Source organism: Aestuariivita sp., assembly GCF_021404545.1.
GTDB lineage: Bacteria > Pseudomonadota > Alphaproteobacteria > Rhodobacterales > Rhodobacteraceae > Aestuariivita.
In genome coordinates, this window is the sequence record NZ_JAAWWD010000003.1 from 157,263 (window position 1) to 179,790 (window position 22,528).

Annotated in this window: 26 protein-coding genes and 2 tRNA genes; 6 read left to right on the forward strand and 22 right to left on the reverse strand. The window is 58.5% G+C overall.

Features of this window, described 5'->3' with window-relative positions:
* Positions 1–190: 190 nt before the first annotated feature.
* The 3 genes from HEP69_RS03045 to HEP69_RS03055 are packed head-to-tail and all read left to right on the forward strand — an operon-like array spanning position 191 to position 3,455.
* Complete coding sequence (locus HEP69_RS03045; RefSeq protein WP_290557047.1) at positions 191–550, forward strand: hypothetical protein; 360 nt, start codon at positions 191–193, stop codon at positions 548–550.
* Positions 550–2,625 (forward strand): type IV secretion system DNA-binding domain-containing protein, encoded by a 2,076-nt coding sequence (locus HEP69_RS03050; protein WP_290557048.1) that lies wholly within the window; start codon positions 550–552, stop codon positions 2,623–2,625. Before HEP69_RS03045 ends, HEP69_RS03050 begins: the two co-directional genes overlap by 1 nt.
* Positions 2,626–2,645: 20 nt before the next feature.
* Positions 2,646–3,455, forward strand: coding sequence for a replication-relaxation family protein (locus tag HEP69_RS03055; RefSeq protein WP_290557049.1), 810 nt, complete (start codon positions 2,646–2,648; stop codon positions 3,453–3,455).
* Here HEP69_RS03055 and HEP69_RS03060 read toward each other — a convergent pair.
* The 4 genes from HEP69_RS03060 to HEP69_RS03075 form a co-directional block, all read right to left on the reverse strand.
* Positions 3,452–4,762: a DUF4041 domain-containing protein gene (locus HEP69_RS03060; protein ID WP_290557050.1), complete on the reverse strand. Its 1,311-nt coding sequence runs from the start codon at positions 4,760–4,762 to the stop codon at positions 3,452–3,454. The genes HEP69_RS03055 and HEP69_RS03060 overlap by 4 nt on opposite strands.
* Positions 4,759–5,991: a hypothetical protein gene (locus HEP69_RS03065; protein ID WP_290557051.1), complete on the reverse strand. Its 1,233-nt coding sequence runs from the start codon at positions 5,989–5,991 to the stop codon at positions 4,759–4,761. Before HEP69_RS03065 ends, HEP69_RS03060 begins: the two co-directional genes overlap by 4 nt.
* 219 nt (positions 5,992–6,210) lie before the next feature.
* Positions 6,211–6,387: an AlpA family phage regulatory protein gene (locus tag HEP69_RS03070; RefSeq protein WP_290557052.1), complete on the reverse strand. Its 177-nt coding sequence runs from the start codon at positions 6,385–6,387 to the stop codon at positions 6,211–6,213.
* A gap of 481 nt (positions 6,388–6,868) precedes the next feature.
* A complete protein-coding gene (locus HEP69_RS03075; RefSeq protein ID WP_290557053.1) occupies positions 6,869–7,996 on the reverse strand; it encodes a site-specific integrase in 1,128 nt (375 codons plus the stop codon).
* Between the two features lie 105 nt (positions 7,997–8,101).
* Here HEP69_RS03075 and HEP69_RS03080 point away from each other — a divergent pair.
* Positions 8,102–8,182 (forward strand) — tRNA-Cys (locus tag HEP69_RS03080).
* An 81-nt stretch (positions 8,183–8,263) separates the two neighbouring features.
* Here HEP69_RS03080 and HEP69_RS03085 read toward each other — a convergent pair.
* From HEP69_RS03085 to HEP69_RS03100, 4 genes are all read right to left on the reverse strand, one after another.
* A complete protein-coding gene (locus tag HEP69_RS03085) occupies positions 8,264–9,283 on the reverse strand; it encodes a tyrosine-type recombinase/integrase (protein WP_290557054.1) in 1,020 nt (339 codons plus the stop codon).
* Positions 9,277–9,483 carry a hypothetical protein gene (locus HEP69_RS03090; protein WP_290557055.1) on the reverse strand — a complete coding sequence of 69 codons (207 nt, stop codon included), beginning with the start codon at positions 9,481–9,483 and terminating at the stop codon, positions 9,277–9,279. Before HEP69_RS03090 ends, HEP69_RS03085 begins: the two co-directional genes overlap by 7 nt.
* 11 nt (positions 9,484–9,494) lie before the next feature.
* On the reverse strand, positions 9,495–10,040 hold the full coding sequence (locus HEP69_RS03095; RefSeq protein ID WP_290557056.1) for a hypothetical protein: 546 nt from the start codon (positions 10,038–10,040) through the stop codon (positions 9,495–9,497).
* A gap of 133 nt (positions 10,041–10,173) precedes the next feature.
* Positions 10,174–10,614 (reverse strand): hypothetical protein, encoded by a 441-nt coding sequence (locus tag HEP69_RS03100; protein WP_290557057.1) that lies wholly within the window; start codon positions 10,612–10,614, stop codon positions 10,174–10,176.
* Positions 10,615–10,685: 71 nt separating this feature from the next.
* On the opposite strand from HEP69_RS03100, the gene HEP69_RS03105 reads away from it, so the two are divergent.
* Both HEP69_RS03105 and HEP69_RS03110 read left to right on the forward strand, forming a co-directional pair.
* A complete protein-coding gene (locus tag HEP69_RS03105; protein WP_290557058.1) occupies positions 10,686–10,913 on the forward strand; it encodes a helix-turn-helix transcriptional regulator in 228 nt (75 codons plus the stop codon).
* Positions 10,910–11,134 (forward strand): hypothetical protein, encoded by a 225-nt coding sequence (locus HEP69_RS03110; protein WP_290557059.1) that lies wholly within the window; start codon positions 10,910–10,912, stop codon positions 11,132–11,134. The genes HEP69_RS03105 and HEP69_RS03110 overlap by 4 nt, the downstream gene beginning before the upstream one ends.
* A 116-nt stretch (positions 11,135–11,250) precedes the next feature.
* Here the strand turns inward: HEP69_RS03110 and HEP69_RS03115 are convergent, their stop codons facing one another.
* The 14 genes from HEP69_RS03115 to HEP69_RS03180 all read right to left on the reverse strand — a co-directional run bounded on the left by HEP69_RS03115 (position 11,251) and on the right by HEP69_RS03180 (position 22,528).
* Entirely contained in the window at positions 11,251–12,315 is a 1,065-nt protein-coding gene (locus HEP69_RS03115) for a phage portal protein (RefSeq protein ID WP_290557060.1), read from the reverse strand.
* Between the two features lie 2 nt (positions 12,316–12,317).
* Positions 12,318–12,896 carry an HK97 family phage prohead protease gene (locus tag HEP69_RS03120; RefSeq protein WP_290557061.1) on the reverse strand — a complete coding sequence of 193 codons (579 nt, stop codon included), beginning with the start codon at positions 12,894–12,896 and terminating at the stop codon, positions 12,318–12,320.
* Positions 12,896–14,164 carry a phage major capsid protein gene (locus HEP69_RS03125; protein WP_290557062.1) on the reverse strand — a complete coding sequence of 423 codons (1,269 nt, stop codon included), beginning with the start codon at positions 14,162–14,164 and terminating at the stop codon, positions 12,896–12,898. The genes HEP69_RS03120 and HEP69_RS03125 overlap by 1 nt, the downstream gene beginning before the upstream one ends.
* A 3-nt stretch (positions 14,165–14,167) precedes the next feature.
* A complete protein-coding gene (locus HEP69_RS03130) occupies positions 14,168–14,503 on the reverse strand; it encodes an HNH endonuclease (protein ID WP_290557063.1) in 336 nt (111 codons plus the stop codon).
* 94 nt (positions 14,504–14,597) lie between these two features.
* Positions 14,598–15,992, reverse strand: coding sequence for a terminase TerL endonuclease subunit (locus HEP69_RS03135; RefSeq protein ID WP_290557064.1), 1,395 nt, complete (start codon positions 15,990–15,992; stop codon positions 14,598–14,600).
* Between the two features lie 704 nt (positions 15,993–16,696).
* Positions 16,697–16,927 carry a hypothetical protein gene (locus HEP69_RS03140; RefSeq protein ID WP_290557065.1) on the reverse strand — a complete coding sequence of 77 codons (231 nt, stop codon included), beginning with the start codon at positions 16,925–16,927 and terminating at the stop codon, positions 16,697–16,699.
* Positions 16,924–17,472 carry a hypothetical protein gene (locus HEP69_RS03145; RefSeq protein WP_290557066.1) on the reverse strand — a complete coding sequence of 183 codons (549 nt, stop codon included), beginning with the start codon at positions 17,470–17,472 and terminating at the stop codon, positions 16,924–16,926. The genes HEP69_RS03140 and HEP69_RS03145 overlap by 4 nt, the downstream gene beginning before the upstream one ends.
* Positions 17,469–17,609, reverse strand: coding sequence for a hypothetical protein (locus HEP69_RS03150; RefSeq protein WP_290557067.1), 141 nt, complete (start codon positions 17,607–17,609; stop codon positions 17,469–17,471). Before HEP69_RS03150 ends, HEP69_RS03145 begins: the two co-directional genes overlap by 4 nt.
* A 128-nt stretch (positions 17,610–17,737) precedes the next feature.
* Positions 17,738–18,010, reverse strand: a complete 273-nt coding sequence (locus HEP69_RS03155; RefSeq protein WP_290557068.1) for a hypothetical protein — start codon at positions 18,008–18,010, stop codon at positions 17,738–17,740.
* Between the two features lie 414 nt (positions 18,011–18,424).
* Entirely contained in the window at positions 18,425–18,793 is a 369-nt protein-coding gene (locus HEP69_RS03160) for a helix-turn-helix domain-containing protein (protein ID WP_290557069.1), read from the reverse strand.
* A 30-nt stretch (positions 18,794–18,823) separates the two neighbouring features.
* Positions 18,824–19,669, reverse strand: coding sequence for a hypothetical protein (locus tag HEP69_RS03165; RefSeq protein ID WP_290557070.1), 846 nt, complete (start codon positions 19,667–19,669; stop codon positions 18,824–18,826).
* A gap of 34 nt (positions 19,670–19,703) precedes the next feature.
* Positions 19,704–20,849 carry a site-specific integrase gene (locus HEP69_RS03170; RefSeq protein ID WP_290557071.1) on the reverse strand — a complete coding sequence of 382 codons (1,146 nt, stop codon included), beginning with the start codon at positions 20,847–20,849 and terminating at the stop codon, positions 19,704–19,706.
* 136 nt (positions 20,850–20,985) lie between these two features.
* Positions 20,986–21,060: transfer RNA gene (locus tag HEP69_RS03175), tRNA-Phe, on the reverse strand.
* A gap of 34 nt (positions 21,061–21,094) precedes the next feature.
* On the reverse strand, positions 21,095–22,528 hold the full coding sequence (locus tag HEP69_RS03180) for an FAD-dependent oxidoreductase (RefSeq protein ID WP_290557072.1): 1,434 nt from the start codon (positions 22,526–22,528) through the stop codon (positions 21,095–21,097).

A 22,528-nucleotide genomic window follows, 5' to 3' on the forward strand; every position in this document is an offset into this window, starting at 1 on the left:
GTCCTGTGTGGGGGTCAGGGGTGCACATTGCTGATCAGCGCAGAATGTTTAACGGGAATTGCCTACCTGACTTCAGTCGCTTTTGGCGACTAAAGTTCGCTTGCGCGAACAAGGCTCCCTCTAGCGCCCTGATACCGCCCACCCGTTCCTGTCCTGATCTTGTCAATTCAACCCAAACTGAGAATGCCGCATGCGTGTCAGTCTAAAACACAACACCGTCAAACGAGGTCTGCTCTTCAGAAAAACCTTCTACGAGGTCGCTTGCACTGTTCTCTTCACTCACGAAGAGATTCAGATCCTCAGACAGCGAAACCTGCTCAAGACCAAATTGGTAGATCGAAGACCAGCCACGGCCAAGGTTGATGATCGCGATGACAAGTTCGAGTTGCTGATCAATGATCTCATCAACGGCAAGACTGACCGGTTTCTTTTGGCCAATCCTTCCTCGGCGAAGCTCTATGAGGAAACCTTGCTTGATGCCCTCCAGCAGCTGAAACTGTGGATCAGTGACAACGCTGAGCTGGCCGAGGACTTTGTGGTTGAGTTCTGATGGGTCGTGAATTCGGCGATCTGTTTGGCAGTTTGGTCGGCGCGGCGATCATCGTCATCGGTTTGCTGATCCTGGCCGCGATTGTGACGCCGCTCTTTCTGCTTGGCATCGCTGTCTATGTTGGCGTGCGCTTGTGGCTTGAAAGCCCGGCCCGGCTCGAACGCCTGGCCAAAACCGAAACGATGCAGCTCTATAACCACGCGATGTCCGGGCGGGTGCAGTTGAGCGAACCAGAGGTTGAGGCAGCGCTGTCCCGCCACTGGTCAACCGGTACACCAGACGCGCTGCGCGTACAGCTCTTCGACCTTGGCCGCGCTCTGTTTGAAGCCGAAGGTTTGTCCTCCGACATCCCGCCGCCACCCGAACTTTGCAACACGGTGGAAGGTGGCCGATATCGCGACCTGCTGGCGCGACAGGGGCGGGCCCGCAATGACCGCCAGATGCTCCTCTCCGCACTGGATGTCATCGGCCAGGCTCTCGCACCCGTGGCACGGGCTGCGCCGTCGATGGGAGGCGATGTGTTGGTGTCCATCGAACAGTTTTTGACCCCACTCGGGCCGACCATTGACCAGATCGTCAGCCCCTTCTTTGCCGACACCGGATACAATCATTTCAAAGCGCTGCGCGATCAGCTGGATCGCAACCTGCGCCAGACCCATCGCACCAACCCGATCTACCCCGCCGACTACAAAGGCGACGAGGCGGTTGAGACCTACCTCAAGGGGACGCTGCTCACCGAGCTCTTCGCACTGAAGACCCCGTTCGCCATTCCGGACGAGCTGCGCTTTGAACACATGCACATCGTCGCCGGGAGTGGCCACGGCAAGACCCAGACCTTGCAGCACCTGATTGCCGAAGACCTGCCGGACGTGGCCGAGGGCCGAAAGTCCGTCGTAGTGATCGACAGCCAGGGTGACCTAATCCGGACCCTCCTTTCGGCCAAGCATCTGCCGCCGGAACAAATTGTCTTGATCGACCCCGAAGACATTGCATTCCCGGTCTGTCTCAACCTGTTTTCGGTGGGGATGGAGCGGCTCGATGGCTATTCAGCCCTCGAACGCGAGCGCCTAACCAATTCCATCATTGAGCTATACGACTTTGTGCTGGGTACACTCCTATCCGCCGGGATGACGGCCAAACAAAGCGTTGTGTTTCGGTACGTCACCCGGCTCATGTTCCACATCCCCGACGCCACCATACACACGCTGCAAGACCTGCTGGAGCCAGGCGGTACTGAGAAATACGCTGACTACATTGCCAGGCTTGAAGGCACACCGCGTCGCTTCTTTGAGACCGAGTTTGATAGCAAAGAGTTCAATGCCACCAAGACACAAGTGCTGCGCCGCCTCTATGGTGTGCTCGAAAACCAGACCTTCGAACGGATGTTCTCCAACCCGCAATCGAAGTTCGACATGTTCGCCGAGCTCAATGCGGGCAAGTTGATCTTTATCAACACCAGCAAGTCGCTCCTGAAGGAACAAGGCACAGAGATTTTCGGGCGCTTCTTCATCGCACTTATTGCCCAGGCCGCCCAGGAGCGCGCCACCATCCCGGATTGGAAGCGCTTGCCCGCGCATGTCTATATAGACGAGGCGCAGGACTACTTTGACGCCAATATCGGCATCATCCTGAGCCAGGCGCGCAAGTACCGGGTCGGCCTCACCATGGCCCACCAGTTCCTCGGCCAGCTATCGTCCGGTCTGCCAGACGCCATGGAAGCCAATACCTCCATCAAGCTGGCAGGCGGCGTCTCAGCCAAAGACGCTCGCGCATTGGCTAGCCAAATGAGCGCCGACGCCGACATGATCCAGCGTCAGCCCAAGGGCACCTTCGCCACTTTCCTGCGCGGGTTGACCAACAAAGCGGTGCCAATTGCCTTCCCATTCTTCGTTTTGGAAAAGTTCCCGAAGACCACAAAAGAAGACGGTGAAGCTATCGTGCAACACAGCCGAAACGCCTATGCCGAACCATGGCGACCCAAGGCTGATCATAGCGAACCAGAGCCAGAAGAGCCGGATATCATCCCGCCAAAAAATGATGGTGATGACCCGGATGGGCTTTCTCCGGAGCTCTGATTTCCGCGACACTGCGGGCCATGACCCGTTCCAAAGCCAAAGTCTCTGCCGACCTGCGTCCGACACCGCGAGAACTGCGTTGGATGGCTCATATTGACCGTCACGGGCCCCAGAGCAGCGAATTTCTGTATGAGTTGACCCGCGTCACGCATCGGTGCAAAGACACATCGCTACGACGCCTGCAGACCTTGCGTGAGGCTGGATACCTCTGTTTGCCCAAGCAGCAAGATCAGATAGCCAAAGCGGACTTCAATCCCTACGTATACGACCTGACCGCCAAGGGCTTTGAGTACCTGTCATATCACCAAATCCTTGAACGCCACACCCGCCCCACCGGGCATTGGTGGCACGCGTTTTGGGTATCGAGTGTCTCCAGCGCGATTGAGATCAACGCTAGACGCGCAGGCTTGCAGTACATTCCTGCCGCCCGCATTCTGGCGATCAAAGATGTACTCATGCCCATTCCACTGAAGAAAGGCACACTTATCCCCGACCAGCTCTTTGCTATCAAATACCCAGGTGGGTATCTCGCCTTTGCGCTTGAAGTGGATCGAGGCACTGAGCCAGTTCGATCAACTTCGGCCAGGAAGTCCTTGGCCCGGTCTGCTCAGCTATACCGCGAGGTCTTGAACGAGAAGCTGCATCAGCGGCACTATGGGCTGAAGAGCAATCTGAAGGTGGTGTGGGTGTTTATGAGTGAGGCTCGAGAAAGGCAATTTCAGGAACTCTCCACAACTAGCACTAAACTCGCGACGACTTCTGTGGCTGGTCTGGCGTTCCCAACACTAGCCACTGTGCAAGCTGCTTCAAAAGACCTACTTCAATTCTAGCTCCTATTGCTTTCCGGCCAATACTTATTGGACTGCAGGTATTCCAATGACTCGGCTTTTTCAGAAAATTCAAGCAAGCTGCCCACTTTTTCAATAAGGACTTCCCGAACTTCGCTGGGTTTCGCAAAGAAGAACTCTTTTCTGCTGTTCACCATGTTCACCGCCCGGTCGCGAAAATGGGTGTGCAGCTCATTCTCAAGGGTCACCGCGTCTTCTGAGAAAAACAGTGCATGTACGTCGAATCTGAAGGGTACAGATGCACCTCCGAGTTCGGTTATTCGATCGTTCGGTTCGAGCCTTCTGGTGAGCCCAATCTTCACAACATTCTCACCAAAGGCACCACGGTTTGATATCACATAGACGTACCCGGATCTGATATTGGCAAGCCGGTAGTCATTCTGCAGAATCGCCTCATTCAGCTCATCCAAGTTTGCTTCCAAATCAGGGTTCCGCTCACCTTTTTGAGAAAGCGCCGCAATCGCGTTCTCCAAGTGCAGCTTCTCCTTGAGCAAACGGTCCCTTTCCGCAGCAAACTCTTTCTCAATCCGCTTCTCTTCGCGAATACGCGCGCGATTTTCCCTCTCACGTTCTCTTTCTTCGCGTTTCTTCATCAACCAATCAGCAGTGAGTTCAAGCTCTTGCAGCCGCAGATCATGGTACTGTTCGCTGATCTGCATCTCCATGATCGCACCCAGTTTTGCTATTGCTTTACGAGAGGCTTCCAGTCGTTTTTTTGCGGTCTGAATGTTGCCTGCGCGTAACGTACGAACACAATTGTCGCACTCTGCGTTGTATGCGCGAAGCATCAACTTTCCCAGGTCTCGTGACAGTTTCCGTCCTCTAGCTAGGGAATTTTCAAAAGTGAATGAGCTGGAGGCCCGAATTGCGCGAGAATTCTTAACCAATGAAGCAACTTCCGTTTCGATCTCACTAAGCTTGTGTTTGTACGCAGCCGCGTTCTCCAGCGGATGATGGTAACGGTATATTCCAATGCTCTGCAGAATTTGATCGTCGTCAAGAGGAACCACTTCTTCAGACGTTGGGCTTTGGGCGAGTTGCTCTTTGAGGGCCGCAATCTCCGCTTTGAGCGCGTCTGGATCATCCGAAAGTGAGTCCGGTGTCTCGTGCTCTTCCTCAAGGAGCTCTGCTGTATCGGCTGCGTCAGTCGTATCCGATACCCAGAGATCCCATCCTTCAGGCATGGGTGGCCAATTTGGATCAGGTGACCAACCAGCAGGAGGTCTCCAGCGCGGTGGCGGTTTCGGCCATCCTGGAGGCGGGTTGAACTTCTTGCCAGTAGTGCTCATGATTTTCGAACACCAAGCACATCAACTGCTACCAAGTTTACTGGGTCTTTAGATATCGCAGCGCCCAAGTGCTTCAAAGTCGCCAGTGGGACCACTCCGGCCAAGTCAAACTCCATGAACGACTTTCTTTCCGCACTGACGCCTACGAACGGTAGGAAGCCACTCTTGCCAGTGGCGGGGTCATTTTCATCTGACCCGACTTCAAGGGCGATTGTTCTGATCAACCCCCGCCGGTCTGCTTCAAACACCTCGTGCAGGGACCGGATCGCAACCTGGTAGAGCGCACGCCCATAGCGGTCCTTAAACTCCGTTTTGGAGAGCGGTAATTCTCGAATCTCGTCTGAAGTCTTTACGTATTTGTACGCTTTGATCGCAGGAAAGTCTGCTGGTGCAGGGATTGACACTTTCATCTGCAATTCAGCAGTTTCAGCAACAAATGTGAAAATATGCGATACCGAAAAATGATCCGGATAGCTTGAGTTTTCAACCACCATGGCAATGTACTCTTGAACCGCCTCAACATCGCCGTACGCTAGGTTTGATATAAATTGGTCGATTTTTTGATTGTGCTCTTCAATAGCTAAGCGGAACCGCTCTTTCTCTTTCTTTAGCTGTTCCAGACGGTTGGCCTCTGCCACCTCGAATGCAGCGAACTGGGTCTCGTATTTGGATTGATTGGCAGCGATCATGTGTTCCCACTCCTTGATCGCGAGCTCATGTTCTTTTTTGGCTTCACCAACAGCGGCTATCAGCTTTTTCTTCTTACCGAAAAATCCTCTGGGTTTTGGAGGCTCCACGTACGCTGGTTTATCAGGGAGCCTTGGTTTTTTGGGTTCATTAGATGGAACCTCTAGTTCCGGCATGTCGAATGGCGTTGTCTTTTCAGAGAGACGCAACAGCTCCAAATCAACATAGTCATCGACTTCAAGCGTGGCCTCAAGCAGCCCATCTATTTCTTCAAAAGTGTCTTCGATCTGAGCGTTTAAGCTAGCGACTTTCGCCATTTGAGTGTCAACGTGGGCGGCCTTTAGCGCCTTCTCGTGCGCTTTCCGTTCGCGTTCGTCGGCAATCGCCATCCTCCTCAAGCTGGCTTCATGAGCTTTGGCGGCACGCTCACGCTCCCTTATGGCAGCTTTTTCATCGCGCAAAGCAGCCTTTGCTTGCCGAACTCTCTCTCGTTCAGCGGCCTTGATTGCTTTCATTGTGGCATTAAGGAAGCTCTTCGCCATTAAGCGTACTCCGACACGATATTCAATCAATGATAGAGACTTATCGTGCCGTCCTGTAAGCGTTTTGTCCACAGGGTGAGGAATTGAATCGCTGCGAACAAGGAAGCTGCAGTAGCGCAAGTTGCTCAGTTTTAAATTTGGCCAATGGCCTCAAATTGGGTGACCGGATAGTGCACATCCGGCCACCCAGCTCCTGAGATCAGGAGTGTCGGTTTGGTCCTATCGGCGCGACAGGCGCTCTTCGAGCCATTCGAGTACCTCACTCTCAACCCAGCCCACCCGGTTCGGGCCCAGCGGTACCCGCTTGGGGAATTGGCCTGCCTTCTCCAGCCGGGCTATGTGTTGGGGTGAGTACAGGACAAGCTCCTTCACCTGACGCTTTGAAAGTATCCTCATCACGATCTCTCCATGATTGAAGAGCATCGCGATGCTCGGGTTTCGACAAGCCTCCCGAGAGGATTGCAGGTTAGGCTGATGATGAAATCGCTGGCAAGAGTTTCTGCTGCGTTTTAGGATGCGAATTCCGCCGGGTTCGCAACCTGGTACTCCTGCGCGCTCTGAAGATCAGCGTCATTAGGATATGGAAACCGGCACCGGTTGTCGTCATATCGTGGATGATCCGGCTCCTGGTAGTAATAATTGTCGGCTATGTGATGCAGCCCGTCGGTGAATTGGTCTTGTGTTAAATCTTCGTCGACTAGCTCGATTAGGTCTTGCAAAGCGCGGTCCGGCAAGCAGGTCTTCCGTTGGAGGTACTCTACGTATGGTGTGATAGTCATATACATTGAATCTATACGAAAAACGCCAAATAGTCGAATCTCATTCCGAGTCACGAAACAGAATCTGTCAAGAGTCAAACCAAGCGGCCAATGCCTGGTCACCCGGACCCAACTACGTTGTTGATGTAGTTATCGTAACCGACCATCGCGGCCTGCATCTCTTCAAAGTACGAGTGTCGGTTGTACACAGCCGCCACGCCGCTGATTGTCCCCGATACATGGTTCAGCAGCTTTTCGGTCACATGGATTGGTGTGCCAATCTTGGCGTGGATCGTTGCGAAGGTACGCCTGAGGTCATGTAGGGTGTACGGCCCGACCTCTTCCAGTCCTTCGTCAAAGCGGGCTTTGTGCCACGCAAATGTTGTGAACGGTTTTTCAAAGTTGGTTGCCGCTGGGAACAGCAAGTCACCGGTATCTGGCAGCGCATCGATTTCCGCTTGGGCCTTAGGCGACAAAGGAAATCTGTGCTCTCGCTTGTTCTTTGCAAATCCTTCAGGAAACGTCGCCGAGCCGTCGATGATCCAGGAGCGGCGCATTTGCCCAACTTCCGTCCGGCGTTGGCCTGTGAGAATCAGAAGCATGAGTAGTGGTCCGAACGGAAAAGGTGTTTCTTCTGCCCGTCGATAGATTTGTCGTAACTCACCGTCGGTCAACACCCGGTTACGCTCATGGGTCTTTTGCTTCATCGGCGGTACGACCGAGTGCTCAATGAGACCGTGTCGCACGCACCAGTTCATCATCGTCCTGATCGCGACAAAGGCATGTGACTGTTCAGATGGGGTGGCGGACAGTCCAAAAATCACTTTCATGACCTGTTTGCGCTCAACGGACTGTATATCACCAACAAAGTTGAAGTGTCGGTCCAGTAGGCGCTTGTAGTCATTGTAGGTGCGGGGCTTGTTTCGGCGCGCGCTGTCTTCGAGGAAGCGCACTTTCGCCTCAGCGAACGAAATCGGCGCCGCGCTTAAAGGAAGCTGTCCATCTGCCTCTAGCCCACTTGCCGCTAGCAATTGCCTCGCTTGTTTTCGCGCATCAGCCAGAGACAGGCCTGGGTATCTACCCAACGTCTTGCGGCGGCGCTTCTCACCGAGCAGCACGATATATGACTTGCTGCGCGTCGAACATCGCACACCAAAGTTAGGCGTCAACTCATCCCAGTATGTTACCTGTCCACTCTCAGACAACGGCAGCTTTCGTACGGCTAGGTCGGTTAGGCGGGTACGCATCTTAGGCTCATTTTAGGCTCAGAAATCACAGGCGTATGGACGTTCTTCTATGTTCAACCATACACCGATTTCGCCCATATTTCCATAACTTTCATGCATTTAAGGGGCATTATGTTCAGCTATGACAGAGATACCGTACGGATTGCAAATCCGTGTACACCGGTTCGATTCCGGTACTCGCCTCCATATTTTTCAATGGGTTAGCCCACTTACCTTTGCCAGGGGTATCAACGTGGGTATCAGTTTCCCGTTCTGTGCTTGTTCTGTTCATTTGCGCTTTGCCGCAGCTTGACGTGCTCGCATGATCTGTCTCGCCTCCCCCGCATACTTGATAATCATCGCTTTCGACGTGTGACCGCTGTAACTGGCGATCTCGTCATCGGTGCATCCAGCCCACGCCAATTCCATCACACCGCGATAGCGCAGGGCGTGTTGATCGAAGGCCATCAGCCCCAGCCGTTTACGTTCGCGCACCATGACGCGCGCCATCGCGTGATAGTCCATCGCCGAGCCATCGGCCCGCGTCAGGATGTGCCGCGACGGGTGCGGTGCGAAGGCGAAATCAGCCTTGGCACGGTCCAGCGCGGCTTTGAGCGCCTTGGTGCAAGGAAGGTGCAGCGGCGTATCGGTCTTGTTCTGGCGCAGCTTGAGGGTTTCCCCGTCATAATCGCCCCATTGGAAGTCAACCCAATCGCCGGGGCGCTGGACACTGCCCACGCCAATCTCAAAGATCAGCAGCGGCAGTGCATCGCCTTCGGCGCGCATCTTGTCCACCGCCCAATTCGCCCAGGGCAAGTGTGGTTTCTGCCGAGCCTTTGGCACCTTGAGCGGCTCAATATCAATCGCCGGGTTATCCTTGCGCCACCGCTTGCGGATCGCCAGTTTGGACAACATGCTGATCGCGGTCGGGATGTAGTTGGCAAACCGGACGCGGTGCCGATTCTTTTCCATCGCATCGTAAATGTCGGCTTGAGTAAGCCGCGCCACGTCCGCATGACCAATCTTGTCCTTGAGGTATTCAAAGACAGGCTCAAGGTCTTTGCGGTAGCGTGGCGAGAAATTGGCCCACCTGTCGGTTTCCCGCATGGCCTCGATCAGTGCGCCCCATGAGGTTTTCGCCGCAGCTTTCTTGCCGCTCACGATCTCCCAATACTGACGGTCAAATTCGGCGGTGCCTTCGTCCGCCTCGATCCGGCCCAGATAGATCATCTTGCCGTTCATGTACTTGCGGACATACCACCGGCCAGCCGGATGCTGCCAAAGGAGTTTCTTGCGAGGCGTCACCATTCGATCACCCCGGCACCGTTAGCCAAATCACCAGACGCTATCGCGCGCAGTTGCTCCACGTCCCAACGCTCGAACCCGCCGATTTCGGCAGGCTTCGGCAAGACACCTTCATCCACCAACGCGCGAAAGTCGGCGGGCTTCATGTCCAGAAGTTTGGCGGCGCTGCGTTCTGCGACAAAAAGGGGTCTGTGATTAGACATGGCAAATGCTCCTATGCCTTGGCCAAGGCGCGATATCTCTCATCCAATACTTCAAAGGGATGCAGGCCAAGGCGACGGCAAACTCTGCCAAAGACCTTCGATGCGTTTACCACAACAAAGCTATCCAGATCACCAATAGGACCACCCAGATAGCCCATAGCTTCATCAAGCGCCTGATTGCTGCGATTGTGGCAACCGATCCAATGTCCGATGCCGCCGACAATCATCAAAGTGTCGCCGTATTCTTGGTGCATCGGGAGCCCAGGGACCCGCAAGTGATCCATATCGTCAGTGCTTCCGAAGTGTGCGAAGTGAGGCGATTTGGCGAAAGCTTCCTTAGGGTTCATTCCTGCATCGACCAGCGCTTTGGCAATCGCGAAGTCCATTACGTGTCGGAAGGTATAGCGGCGAGCCTTACCCTGCGCGCCGCCGCCTTCGGGCTGGTGGCTTTTTCCTGTAATGCAATATCGGGCGTTCCAAAGCTGAAACTTCTCCTTGGGAATGTCGCAGATCTGCGCGACTTGCGCCGTCGAAAACCTGAGTTCGTCCAGTTCCATTTTCTCTATCCCTAAAATATCATGTGATATTTATTTGTGCCGCGTCACGCCACAGCTGTCAATTGTTTTGTCAAAGCTATTGGTTCAATGCACAAACAAGGCGCAACGGATCACTCCCAGTATAGGAAGGGGTTCACGCCTGATACGGCTCATGAAGCGGATGAAACTGGCGAGAAATGTCGCGTGCTCGGGTTATGGCGTCTTCAAGCTTATCTAAGCCCTCCAAACTGCGAATTGCCAACCAGTAGACGGCATCGCTCATCTGATCGCCATCCGCTAGGGCATTGTGCATGGCGAGTTGGCAGATAAGTTCCATTGCCGCTCTGGGTGCACAGCTCGGTTCGAGGATGTCTTTGGTGTCCTCAAGCGTTTGGTAAATGTCCGCCAGTGCTTTTCTAGGCTTCTTAGGTAGGCTCTGCTCATATCTTTCTTGCTGTTGACGCAGCGCCGTCACCTCGGCCAGATGAGTTTCAAAGACGCGGTTGTGAGCAAGTGCTTGCCCTTTCGTACGTCGGTTTTCCCAATATTGAACAGGACGAGGTTCACTGTTCGCGCGGGCGCGTTCTTTGGTCATTGTCTTGTTCTCCTTGTGTGGTATTGTCCGGAACAGGACATAGCATGATGTCCTAAAGCGGACAGTGTTTTATGACAACTTCTGATCAATTAAGAGCTGCGCGAGCGCTCAAAGCTATGTCGCAGAGGGAATTGGCGGACCTCATCGGCTCAACAACCAAAACGATAAGGCGCGCTGAGACTGGCACGGACACCGTGTCGCCCCAAACTATACAAGCGATCCGCGCCGCACTTGAGGCGAAGGGTGTCGAATTTATCGAGGCAAACGGCGGGGGTGCAGGCGTGAGGTTGAAAAAATGACTAAGGCCGAAGCCGAGCGTATCATACGATACAGCTGCCGCATGTTCGCCGAAGAGCGAGGCATACCGATGAATGGTTCCATCAGACCGAATTTCTATGAGTTTAAGAGTTGGTTGCTCAAGCGCCACCCCGACGCTCTGGATTTTCGCTGCCGTGGAGGCCCGATGTTCACGGCGCAAAAGTGGGTGGATCAGGAGTTTAATCGAGATCAGTTCAATTAGATTGCGCGCCGCGCCCGCTGGAGGTATGGGCCGCGCGCTGTCGGGGTTGTTGCGGCACTCACCGACTGAACCAGAATGCTATGGGGTGAGCAAAGGAGCCCCGAGGCGCATTCTGCCTATTCTTTCCAATCGACCATGCACATCGCGCCGGACACGTCACCGGGCGGGATGCCCGCTTTTTTCGCCTCGGCCAGCGTCTTGATGATCGCCGACAGGGCACGGGCACGTCCGCCAGCGTCGAAGGCTTGCAAGGGCCGGATCGTGTCAATCGTCACCTCGGCCCCGAGCTTGGCGGTCGCTTCATCCGCCAGCATCGCGGCGATGGGCTGCAAGGTCCAGATTGCGAGCTGGCGTTGCGCCTCGCGGATCACGGGGCCGGTGGCGGCGCGATTGAAGAATGACGGCAGGACGCCATAGGCCATGCCGATTCCCTTGCGCGCCGCTGCCAGCGTCTCGTCTGTCATGCTCTTGGACAAGTCCGGCGAAAGCTGATCGGGCTTCTGGCCGATGGTCGGGTTCATGCCCGCCGCCGTCGCCTGGGCGACACCCTCGATCACCAGCGTTGAGCCGCGCCGCCCTTTGAACGCGCCGCGCATGGTGGCCATGTCGTCGGCGCCAGTATCGGGCAAGGGCACGATCTGGCTTCCCAGAGGGGCGTTCTCGAATGTCTCTGCAAGCGCGGCCTCGACCGCATGGAGCATCCCGCCTGTCAGGCTGGATCGGCGCAGCGGTGCGGTGCCGATCCATGGCGTCAGGTTGTCCACACCGATCCGCAGGTGCAGCACCTCGGCGGCAAGGGCGGTGACAGTGCGCCCTCCCCCGGCCTCGGGGATGGACAGGCGATAGGCGCGCGGCTTCCCGTCGCGGGTGGTCACGTCCCAGTCCGTCGCCGAGACAAGGCCCAACTCGGTGATCAGATAGACCGCCTCGCCGTTCAAAGCGATGCTTCGGGCGATCATCGCCATGGTTTGCCGGGTCAGCAGGTTGGTTCCGGTCACGTCCGCCATTGCGAACCCGCCTTCCCAAAGGCTGACGCAGCTCTGCACCGTCGCCGTCAGCTCGGCCACGCCGCGCCGCCCGCTGATGAAGCTGTCCCGCGCCGCCATCACTTGCGCGGTGTATCCACCGCCGTTGGACCGCGCCTCGATCGGGCGCAGCTTGTTTATGATCCATTCCAGCATGGTCACCTCCACCGGCTTGTGTTGTTGATCCGAATGAGCGCTCGGCGCACCGTAGGATGATAGGCCCAGTTCCGGGCCTCGATTTGAGCTTGTGGATAGGCGGGTTTCGTCACGGCGCTGATTTCGATCAGGTCAGCCGCTCGGACTGTGCGCAGGATTGCGTTGCCGCGTTCCTCTACCGTCTCGCCGCCTGGTCGGACGCGGAAGCCGGGTGACAGGCCCCGCACCAGCCCGGCCGCATGGGCGGACAGGAAGTCCCGCACATAACTGACCTGCTCCATGTCGGCGCTGATCGTCGCGTCAACGGTAAGGGCGTCATCGGTTTCAGTCAGTGTCAGAGTGCCAGCGGAACGTGACGCCAGCGGCTTGTTGAAGTCGTGACCGGCCAGAAAATGCACGTCCTCGCCGCGTTCCAGCCGATCCGCGAAGGCACGGGCTGCGATCATCTCACGACGCTCACGCCCTGCCCCCATGCGTTCGGCCAACACAGTTTCCCGGCCATATGGGAAAGTTGCCCGAAGGCGGGTTTCCCCGCCCTCGGTGCGCAGCTCCAGGCTGCCGACATGAGCGCCCCAGAGCATTAGGCTGCCAGCTCCAGGCCGGTCAGCAGTTCGAGCTGGGCTGGGCGCGCTTCCGTCACGTCCATCGTCGCAAGGGCAGTGATCCGCAGCCCGCCGGACTGTGCATCGCTGTAGGGGTCGCGGATCATGTCCACCGCGCCCCATGCGCCAATGAAGATCGGAGCCACCCCGCCCGCTGCGGTGGTCAACAGCGAAGACGTGGCCTCGGGGATGCCGGACGGCGCGGCGAGCGCGTTGTTCGTCATGGCGATGTTGGCCGAGGGCAGGTTTTTCACCAACCGGTCCCATTCGGACACCGCTGTGCCGCTGATCAGAACGCTGTCCAGATAGTCCCAAAGTTCGGGGCGGATCAGTGCCCGCACCGCGTCCGGCGAACCGGCGGCATTGGCGGTCATGAACCGGGTGACTGCCGAGCGGAACGCGCCCCAGCTCGCCAGTGCATCCACCGCCGTGGACGTGATGCCGTACGTCGCAGCACCGGTGATGACTCCGAGCGGTTGGCCGTTGGCCCCGGTGCCGAGGAATGCCGCCTGATCCATCGCCGCGCCCATTGCCCCGCTCATATCGCGCCGCACCGCCTGTTCCAGCGCCGCGCCGGACTGTTTCAGCGTCTTGCGGGTGATGCGCATCTGAATGCCGAGGTTGTGATCCGGCGACATGGCGCGGTCGGTGGTGGCATAGGTGGTCGGCCCAGCCACGTTGGCCGTCTCGCCGTCCGCCCAGCCTGCTGTGACCGCCGAGGTAGTCACCGGCCACTCCACAGCGCCCGCGTCGATGCTGATCATCTGCGCCCCCATGCGTGCCGCCACGCTGTCCGGGAACAGGCGGTCGAAGATGGGGCGGGTCTGGATCGGGTTGGGGGTGCCGCTGGCAACCGTCTCACCGGCCCGGACTTCCAGCGCCTGCCACGGCACGGGAATGCCCCGGAAACCGCCCGAGTTGCGCAACTCGGTCACGATCTCCGCCGTCTGGCCGTCCAGTTGCCGCCCTTCATCGAGGGCCAGCGCGACCTGGCGCATCTCGAAACCGGCCATCAGCTCGGCCCATTCCTGGGCGGAGCGGGTCTCAAGCTCGTCGCCCGCGTCCCGGCGTTCGGTATCCTCGGCAATCAGGGCTGCACGATAGCGGGTTTCGTTGGAACGGTATTCCCGGTCCAGTTCGTCCATCTGCCGGACTTCATCCTCGGATGGGGCTTCCTTACCCGCCAGCTCGGCGAGGTTCTGGCGGATTTCGCTTTGCCGCCGGGCGATCTTCACAGATTCGAGCATGGTTTATCCTTTCTGCTCAATAGGGGTGCCGGGTCGCTCAAGCGCCTCGACTGCTTCCCGCCAGTTTTGGCGGTCCTCTCGGGGCGGGGGATGCCCGCACTCGATCCTTGTCTTTCGGGTGTGGCAACCGGGGCAAAGCGCCTGAAGGTTGCGCGGCTCATAGGACAGCTCGGGGTGCGTCCTGACCGGTTTGACGTGATCCACTTCCAGCCGCCCGCCGCAGCCACATGAGCGGCAGCGGTAACGGTCGCGTTCGAGGATCTCCGCGCGAAGTACCTTCCAGCGTTTCGTGCGGGTGACGTGCCGCGAATGCCGTTTATGTTCCTTGCGGATGCTCATGGGATTTGATCCGTCTGGGCGGTGTTTTCGAGAAAAGCGCCGCTGCCTAGGACTACCTTGACGCCGCCGATTTCGTAGGTGATGCCCTCGTGGTTCAAAACCATTGCATCCTCGCTTTCGCTTTGGGTTGTGCTGTGATCCGCGCTCCTTGCGCGACGGCCAGAACCGATGCCGCCGCGGCGTCGATCCGGCCCGTAGATCGGGCCTTCGCAATCTTGATGTTGTTCGCCGGGTCGCGCAGGCACACCGTGTCCGCAAAGGCCGAGCGCAGAAGCAGGGACGGCTTGGCCTTCACCAGCCCGTCAAAGGCGGCGCGACGGAACCGTTCCGCATCCTCGCCACGGTCCCGGAAGCCCTGACCGCGCCAGACCAGCGGCGCGCGGATGCCCGCCCGGCTGATCGCTTCACCCAGCTCGGCCTGCTTGTAGCGGTCCATGGTGATCGCGATGACGGGCTGATCCTCGACATGGCGCATCACCTCGACCAGCCACGGGGCCACCGGCACGGTCTTGTCGCCGAGAACCGAAAGCTCCCCCCGGTCGTGCATCTCGACATAGCGACCGGCCACGCCGTCCGTCTGGCCGCGATCCAAGAGGCTGGGCATGGACGGGAAGGTGCCAAGACACTCAAGCCGCCCCGTCTCGGGCCAGTAGAACGCCGCCGCCGTCATCGAGGCCGAACCGCCGAGGTCGATCCCGATCACAACACCGCCTTCGCGGGATGGCAGCGCCGAGGTTTCGCAGCCGAGCCATTCGTCCAGGGTGATCAGCAGGTCACGCGATTCCCCGGATACACGCTCATTGCGGTTGTAGAGCCGGAAGCTGGTGAGGCTGGAACCGCCCCGCGCAATGGCCCGCTTCGCTTGCGCTTCCAGCCATTCCAGCGAACCGCCGATGCCATGAGGCGCGCCGGGGTTGGCGATCAAAAGGCTTTCCGCGTCATCGGCTGGCAGGCCGGGCGCGGGCCGATGCTCTTGAACGTATGAGCCGGGCGACGGATCGTCGATCCACCGGGAAAAGGGGTGCGTGTCGTCGCTGGCGCTGGTGCTGATCAGGAAAGCCCGGCCCTCGCGCTTGCCCAGACCGGACAGCAGCGCGTGTTCCAGCTCGTCGCCGCGATCAAGGGCCCAGTGCCCGCGCTCGTCAAGGATTGCCATCGTCGGTGCGCCGCCGAGGGCCGATTTACCGTCCGCCGCGATCACGCGAAGGACATGCCCGCCACCGTCGCCCTCAAATTCGATTTCGAGGCGCGGGGCCCGGCGGTAGATCAGGCGGCGCTGCACCTCAAGCGGCAGGGTGGCGGCAAACCCGGCCACGAAGTCCCAGATAATGCGCCCCTGATCGCGGGTCCGCGCGGCTGCGATGATCTCGCGCCGGGGCTGTCGGTCCCAGACGCCAACAAGACCGCCGAGCGCAAGTCCCGCCGTGATCGCGGATTTGCCGTTGCCGCGCCCGATGCTGAGAATGGCGTTGGCGGTCGTGTCAGCCATCGCGCCTTCGATGAATTGGCGCTGAAAGGGGGCGAGCGTGACAGGCTTTCCGGCGTTCGGTCCCTCGGGAATTTGCAGGCTATGCATGAATTGCATAGCTCGATCTGCCGGGGCCGCGTTTTCCGCCTCTGCGCCGGGCGCGAAAATTGAGGAGTTAGACACACGGTTACCCGTATTTGCCAAAGTCGCGGCATTGGGACCAGATGCAAAGAGGTCAGCCTGTTGATGATCGGAACGACGCGGTGCAGGCGAAAGGATCGAACCATCCGCCTTGCGCCATGATCTTGCTTTCTTCGCTGCCTCTGTCATCGTGTTCACTCTCGCGTGTCTCTTTTCGTTCAATCGTTGCTCACTTGGCCCTCTGCTCACTGGTGAGGGTTGCTGTGACGGTCAGAAAGCGGGTTACTCCAGCGGGGTTGAAAACCCGCCTCCCGCCCTGACCGCCGCGATCTTGCCTGCTCACCGGAGCCGGGCCGCCGCTTAGGCCAGACCTGCCTTTCCCCCGGCTCGGTCCGCACTCCCATGTTCACCGCCTTGGAGGGTGGCAGTGGGGCCTTGGGGCGTGGAGTGACCGCACGACGCGGAATAGCTGCCCTTGTGCTTTGGCCCGTTACCCGGTAGCACTGTGATGCGTCAGCCCCGGCTAACCCGTGAACGCCGACTGCCGCATGGCCCGCCGCTGCAACGGCGGGCTTTGTTTTTTCTCACCTCTCGATCAGTTCAACGTCAGGCTCGGAGCCGGTGCCCAGCTCGGACACCAGCCGCCGCATGATCTGCTCTTGCTTCATCGTGGGACGCCACGCCGCCCGCTTGCCGTGCCGGGCGATGGACCGCACGAACCCTTGCAGCCATTCGTCGGTGCCGTCCGCCATCACCCGCCGCACCACCAACGGCCAGCGGAAGGTCAGGATTTCATCAAGCTCGCGGTCGGTCATACCTGCACCCCGCGATAGCGCGCGCTCACGCGGGCCATGTGGGGGGACGTGGTGAGGGACTTGGCGTCCATCGGCGACCTGCCGTCATAGTGCAGCGCGGCCTGATCCATGAGGGCCTGGGCGAGATCGGCAGGCACGTCCGCCGCCGCCGGTCCAAACCCGGCCTGATATTCGATGATGACGCGGCTGGGGGTGAGGTCGTGATAGCTCGCCAACCAGCGGATGTAGGGCCGGGTGCCGCCCACGAAGTCAAAGGCGGTGAACGCTTCGCCGTCGATGGTTACGCTCGGCACGTCTTCGTCCGCCACCGGCCCGATGGGTAGGCTCAAGCCATGCTCTTGTGCCGGGTTGAAGATCGTCACCCTGATCGTTTGCGTCAGCAGCGCGATTTGGGCGAATTGCTCGATTTCCGCCGCCGCCGTCAGGCCGATGTTCTGAATGGCATTGTCTTCGGCGTCGGCATCCACCCGGATGTGCCACTTGAGGTCATCAAGGATGAAGGGCAGCGCAGAGCCACCCGCAATCCGGTGCACAAGCATCTTCATGCGGCGATCTCCACTTCGGAAATGTGTTTGCGGAATGCCATCTGGTCGCGTTCGGGCAAGGCTTCATATGCCGCCAGTGCATAAGCCTTGCGCTCTTTCAGAGAGGCGAAGGAAGCCCACCAGCGCGCATCGTCCATCGGATTGAGGAAGGTCGGCAGGGGGTAATCGGCGAAGGACAGGACCGCTTCGGCGACCTGCTCGGCCTGTTCCGGGGTATCGAGCGCCCGAAGTGCCGCCCATGCCAGTGCGGCGCGCTCTTCGACGGTTAGCCAAGAAGAGACGCTACACCAAAGGCGGCGGCCAAGATCGCGCCGACGGTGGTAAAGCCGTGAATGACAAAGGCGCGGTACATCTCGGCCCGCAGTTCAACGAGATCGGTTCGCACCTCGTTGATGTCGGCCCGGGTTGCGAGATCACCCTCGACCCGAGCAGCCTGCACGGTCGCCACGATTTCCGCCGCCAAGTCAGCACTTGCGCCTTTCTGTTGCAAGCGCTGTACGGCGGCATGTGTATCATTGATGATGATTGACGTGTTCATATGTGCCTGAATTGTATCACACTTTTCGGTTCTTGTATGACCTGTGGAGAGGACCCGCCGGTGACATCGGCTCACACGCGCTGTGTGTTATCCTAAGCAGCGTTTTCAGCAAAGGTGGGGGTCACTTCGTTTTTGGTGGGAAAAGCGCGTAGCGGGGCATTGTTGGGGCTCTGGTGGCGTGTTGTTTACGCTGGGAGGCAGGGTCTTTAGCCGCCTTGCCGACCTGACCCTTTCTGAATTTTTATTCGAGAATTTGTTTATCTGTTTTTGTTTTAGTCTCAGCGTCTTAGTAGTTGTTTATAGTAGTCGGGAATTCTTACCGAACCAGGACGGTAAACCTTACCGGACTGGGTGCCCCATTCTTACCGGCCTAGAACGGTAAATCTTACCGGTCTGCAACGGAACCATTGCGACCTAAGCCGCCCCTGCCTGTTCCCTCTCCAACTCTTTTTGCACGTCCCTCAAGACAGGTGCCTCGTCGTTGATGACGTAGATGTTGTGCAAGCCCCGCCCCTGCTTTTTCACTTCGATCATTTGCAGGTCTTGCAGCTCGGCCAGATACTTGCGGATTGACTTTTCATTCGTGCCGATGTCGCGCGCCAGCCGTTCCTGCGCAGGAAAGCAGAAGCCGTCCTGCCACGCGTAGTCGAGAAGGGTCGCGAATGTGATCTTCGCCATCGGAGAAATGCGCTTGCCCGCCCGGATCACCACGCGCGGCAATTGCGCGAAGCCGCTCGCAAGCAACGGGTTTGCTTTTTTGAAGCGCACAGTGCGCGCCTTCATGAGGTCTTCCATCGATGCCATGTCCGAGAATTATACCCTATGCCAACCCGGTTCCGGCTGTTGATATCTACTGGCCGGATTGTGCTCTGGAGGAGTTGGCTGCTCGGTCGGCGACATCTCTGCTTCTTCGGTAAACCGCACGGGCTCGGATGGTTCGGTGCGAGACGACACCCCACTCAGCGCCAATGCCTTGTTCGCTTCGGCCTGCATTTCAAAACTGCGGACAACACGGTCGATTGTCTTGAGTGCTTCGTCGGTTGACGTCGCCCGGCGCTCCACTTCGGCCTGCGCCTTGTCGAGTTGCCCGCGCAAGAACGCGATCTCTTCTTCCTTGTCGCGCAATCGTTCCCGCACCTCTTCGAGAACATTCGCGGACACCCCTGCTGGTCGGATGTCAACCGAACCCGTGCGCACGGGTTCGGACGCGTTCGCACGCGGTTCGTCGGTCTTTGAAGGCTTCTGATCAGAGTTTGTCTCTGAGATCATGCCTGCACCGGTTCGAACAGGTTCGAACGTGTTCTCAGGTTCGACCGTGGTATTTTCCGCCGTTTCGGTCGCACCCGTGCGCACCGGTTCGGACGCGTTCGCACCGGCGAGAGATAGTTCTTGATCGACCTTGCGCGCCAGGGAAGCCTTCTCGATCTTCCACCGGTAGCTCCACATCGTATCTTCGCGCCGCACGGTGATATCCGCGTCCTCCTTGTTGTAAGAACGCTCCGCCCACTTTCGGAGGGTCTTCGGGGTCCGAGACAGACCACGTTCCGCACAGAAGGCGACAGCCTCATCGACGGTCAGCCACTCATATTCTAAAGGGTTTTCAGGGGTTCGCACTGGTTCGGACGGGTGCGAACTCGTTTGATTTATTGGCACGTTCATATGTGGTTCAGTTTACCATGCCGAACCGGACGAGTTACTTGCCCGTCAGAAAATCCGCCCACTGTTCCAACAACACGCGGCGCTTCTCCAACAAGTCACTCCGCTGATACGCGCGTTCAACCTCGCTTCCAACTTGGTGACCGAGGGCGGTTTCTTTCACCTCGAACGGCGTGTCGGTCGTCTCTTCCACCCACGTTCGAAATGTCGCCCGGAACCCGTGCGGTCGGGCCTCCATCTCCTCGCGTTCCATCAATCGGCTCATGGTGGCGTCGGACATTGCTTTCCCTCGCGGGGACGGGAAGAGGTAGTCAGACCCGACGATGACGGGGCGGGTGTCGATGACGCGCAGCGCCTCGGGCGACAGTGGTACCCGATGCGCCGTTGCGGTCTTTGTCCGCTTTGGGTCGAGCGTCCAAACGTTATCCTCGATCTCGTCTGGCACGGCAAACCGCACTTCACTCGTGCGCGCGACTGTCAGCATCAAAAACCGCAGCGCGTACGCAGACGGGAAACTCTGTGCAGAGAGCCAGCGGTAGAAACTTGGGGCCTCGCGGTAGGGGAGAGAGGGGATGTGTTTGGTCTGATGCCGCCGCTTCCCAAGGAGCGCCTGAGCTTTCATCACCGCTTGCAGATCGACGTCGAGCCCGAGTGCGGCGGCGTGCTTCAAGGTGAGGTTCATCCGGTTCATCGCCTTACGCGCGGTGTCGGCTTTCTCGTGCCAGATCGGTTCAAGCGTCTTCTTGAGAACGTGCTGGTCGATGTCTTCAACCGCCATCGTTCCGATCTTCGGGATCACATGCACCGACAGGGGAGACAGCCATCGACCTGCTCGCCCATCGTTCTTGAGCTCGGCCTGGCGGGCCACGAAGCACCGCTCAATCGCATCCGCTACTGTCAGCCGTTGCTCCCGCCGAAGCGCCACTTGTCGCGCCTGGATCGGATCGACCCCATCACGCAGTTGGCGACGTGCATCAGACGCCCGCTCCCGCGCTTCAGAAAGGGACACATCCGGCCAGCGTCCCAGACCCATTTCGCGTCTTTTTCCGGCAACGATGAGGCGCAACATCCACTTGCCAGCTTCTTTCCGGCTCTTCACCAACATCAAACCTTGGCCGTCAAAGTGCTTTCCCGGCCCGAGCGACTTGATCTTTAAGTGTGATAGCGCGTTGATGTTGGTCATCTGGCCCCTTTTTTGGACCACCTTAACATCTGAAAAACAATGGGTCAGCATATTTCTGCATGGTCAGAAAACGCCACATAAGTCCTTGGTTTAAGGTTCTTTATACGGAAATATGAAGATGAATGAGAGTATTTAATGGTGCCCGGGGGCGGAATCGAACCACCGACACGAGGATTTTCAATCCACTGCTCTACCCCTGAGCTACCCGGGCATAGGGAAACCGCTTGGTTTCGGGTGTCGGCGTTCTAGGGGAGTGAACCGGGAGTGTCCAGCGGATTTTTGGGCGTATCCAAGCCGGATGCTCGGGTGCCCGTTCCCCCTGCAGCTTCACCCGCGATGCGGCCCAGAACGACGGCACTCAGCAGGCCGTTTCCTGACAGATAGCCCGCGTCCGATGCCCCCGAAACCCCGCAGGCCGCCCCCCCCACAGCATAAAGGTTGGGGATCACATTTCCGTCCTTGCGAAGCACTTGGGCACAACCATTGACCGATAGCCCCCCTTGTGTGTGAAAAAGCGCGCCTGTCACCCGCACCGCACAGAATGGCGGCGACAGCGCTGCGGTGTCAAAGAGACGCCCGAACCGGTCCGGCCCTGTCGGCAGAATGCGAGACAGCTCGCGAGACAGACACCCCGACGGAAGGTGCGTGGCCACCTCAAGGTCGTGCAGGGTGTCCGTGGTGATAATCGCCCCTTGCGCTTCCGCCTCGCGGAAATCGGCAAACTGACGGGCGATTGCTGCGATGCGGCTGTCAAATATCGTCCAGGCCACGCCGTCCGGCTGTGCCAGAACGGCGCGCGCCGCCTCGGAATAGCCTTGCGCTTCGTTCCAGAACCGGACGCCATCGGTGTTGACCTGAAACCCGCCTTGGGTAATGACAGCCCAGGTGATCAAGATCCCGTGCGGATGGGCGACGTTGCCATGCCCTTGGTAGGCACCCAAATGGCGGGTTTCCGCGCCGATCTCGTCGCCCCAAAGGACCGCGTCACCGGTATTGCCATCATGGCCGAACCACAGGGCCTCTGCGATTTCGGGCAGGTGTCGGCGAACCAACTCCCGGTTGCCGCCAAAGCCATTGCAGGCCAGGATCACGGCGGAACAGCCAATACGCTCCTGCCCGCCATCCGGACGCGTCACAGCGATACCGCTCACGGTGTTTGCGTCCCAATAAAGCGTATCGACCAGAGCCTCACAAACGATGTCGATGCTCAGGGCCTCACACCGGCTGCGCAACGCATCGATCAACTCGCGCCCCGCGCGCGTAGGCAACCCATGCATGCGGCGGCGGCTGTGCCCGGGATAGTCAAAATCATCGACCAAGGAAAATGGCAGACCATGTGTGCCCTCCAGCCAGTCTATCGTATCGGCAGCCCCTGCGGCGAGAAGATCGACCAGATGGGGATCGTTCTCTCCCTTGGCCTTGGCCTGAATATCGGCCGCAAAGAGCTGCGGGGTATCCGTGATGCCGAGCGCGCACTGAAGGCGCGTGCCTGCCGCCGGGATCAACCCCGCAGATAAGGCGGTTGAGCCTGAAGGCTGGCTATCGCGCTCCAACACCAGAACGTCCCGTCCGGCCTCATACGCCGCAAGTGCTGAGACCAGACCGGCCGCACCTGCCCCCACGATCACGACTTCAATGGACAGGTCGAATGTCTCGGGGGCGGGCAGGACTTTGGCCAT

What these genes read in the sequence shown, in the direction of transcription:
- HEP69_RS03120 (WP_290557061.1), bottom strand. Translation starts at nt 12,896, where the DNA reads ATGCTCTGGGGCGCTCATGTCGGCAGCCTGGAGCTGCGCACCGAGGGC.
- HEP69_RS03170 (WP_290557071.1), bottom strand. Translation starts at nt 20,849, where the DNA reads ATGACCAACATCAACGCGCTATCACACTTAAAGATCAAGTCGCTCGGG.
- HEP69_RS03110 (WP_290557059.1), top strand. Translation starts at nt 10,910, where the DNA reads ATGACTAAGGCCGAAGCCGAGCGTATCATACGATACAGCTGCCGCATG.
- HEP69_RS03095 (WP_290557056.1), bottom strand. Translation starts at nt 10,040, where the DNA reads ATGGAACTGGACGAACTCAGGTTTTCGACGGCGCAAGTCGCGCAGATC.
- HEP69_RS03160 (WP_290557069.1), bottom strand. Translation starts at nt 18,793, where the DNA reads ATGAAGGCGCGCACTGTGCGCTTCAAAAAAGCAAACCCGTTGCTTGCG.
- HEP69_RS03165 (WP_290557070.1), bottom strand. Translation starts at nt 19,669, where the DNA reads ATGAACGTGCCAATAAATCAAACGAGTTCGCACCCGTCCGAACCAGTG.
- HEP69_RS03055 (WP_290557049.1), top strand. Translation starts at nt 2,646, where the DNA reads ATGACCCGTTCCAAAGCCAAAGTCTCTGCCGACCTGCGTCCGACACCG.
- HEP69_RS03045 (WP_290557047.1), top strand. Translation starts at nt 191, where the DNA reads ATGCGTGTCAGTCTAAAACACAACACCGTCAAACGAGGTCTGCTCTTC.
- HEP69_RS03090 (WP_290557055.1), bottom strand. Translation starts at nt 9,483, where the DNA reads ATGTCTAATCACAGACCCCTTTTTGTCGCAGAACGCAGCGCCGCCAAA.
- HEP69_RS03075 (WP_290557053.1), bottom strand. Translation starts at nt 7,996, where the DNA reads ATGCGTACCCGCCTAACCGACCTAGCCGTACGAAAGCTGCCGTTGTCT.
- HEP69_RS03050 (WP_290557048.1), top strand. Translation starts at nt 550, where the DNA reads ATGGGTCGTGAATTCGGCGATCTGTTTGGCAGTTTGGTCGGCGCGGCG.
- HEP69_RS03140 (WP_290557065.1), bottom strand. Translation starts at nt 16,927, where the DNA reads ATGACCGACCGCGAGCTTGATGAAATCCTGACCTTCCGCTGGCCGTTG.
- HEP69_RS03100 (WP_290557057.1), bottom strand. Translation starts at nt 10,614, where the DNA reads ATGACCAAAGAACGCGCCCGCGCGAACAGTGAACCTCGTCCTGTTCAA.
- HEP69_RS03105 (WP_290557058.1), top strand. Translation starts at nt 10,686, where the DNA reads ATGACAACTTCTGATCAATTAAGAGCTGCGCGAGCGCTCAAAGCTATG.
- HEP69_RS03135 (WP_290557064.1), bottom strand. Translation starts at nt 15,992, where the DNA reads ATGGCTGACACGACCGCCAACGCCATTCTCAGCATCGGGCGCGGCAAC.
- HEP69_RS03125 (WP_290557062.1), bottom strand. Translation starts at nt 14,164, where the DNA reads ATGCTCGAATCTGTGAAGATCGCCCGGCGGCAAAGCGAAATCCGCCAG.
- HEP69_RS03155 (WP_290557068.1), bottom strand. Translation starts at nt 18,010, where the DNA reads ATGAACACGTCAATCATCATCAATGATACACATGCCGCCGTACAGCGC.
- HEP69_RS03070 (WP_290557052.1), bottom strand. Translation starts at nt 6,387, where the DNA reads ATGAGGATACTTTCAAAGCGTCAGGTGAAGGAGCTTGTCCTGTACTCA.
- HEP69_RS03180 (WP_290557072.1), bottom strand. Translation starts at nt 22,528, where the DNA reads ATGGCCAAAGTCCTGCCCGCCCCCGAGACATTCGACCTGTCCATTGAA.
- HEP69_RS03085 (WP_290557054.1), bottom strand. Translation starts at nt 9,283, where the DNA reads ATGGTGACGCCTCGCAAGAAACTCCTTTGGCAGCATCCGGCTGGCCGG.
- HEP69_RS03150 (WP_290557067.1), bottom strand. Translation starts at nt 17,609, where the DNA reads ATGGACGATGCGCGCTGGTGGGCTTCCTTCGCCTCTCTGAAAGAGCGC.
- HEP69_RS03060 (WP_290557050.1), bottom strand. Translation starts at nt 4,762, where the DNA reads ATGAGCACTACTGGCAAGAAGTTCAACCCGCCTCCAGGATGGCCGAAA.
- HEP69_RS03065 (WP_290557051.1), bottom strand. Translation starts at nt 5,991, where the DNA reads ATGGCGAAGAGCTTCCTTAATGCCACAATGAAAGCAATCAAGGCCGCT.
- HEP69_RS03130 (WP_290557063.1), bottom strand. Translation starts at nt 14,503, where the DNA reads ATGAGCATCCGCAAGGAACATAAACGGCATTCGCGGCACGTCACCCGC.
- HEP69_RS03145 (WP_290557066.1), bottom strand. Translation starts at nt 17,472, where the DNA reads ATGAAGATGCTTGTGCACCGGATTGCGGGTGGCTCTGCGCTGCCCTTC.
- HEP69_RS03115 (WP_290557060.1), bottom strand. Translation starts at nt 12,315, where the DNA reads ATGCTGGAATGGATCATAAACAAGCTGCGCCCGATCGAGGCGCGGTCC.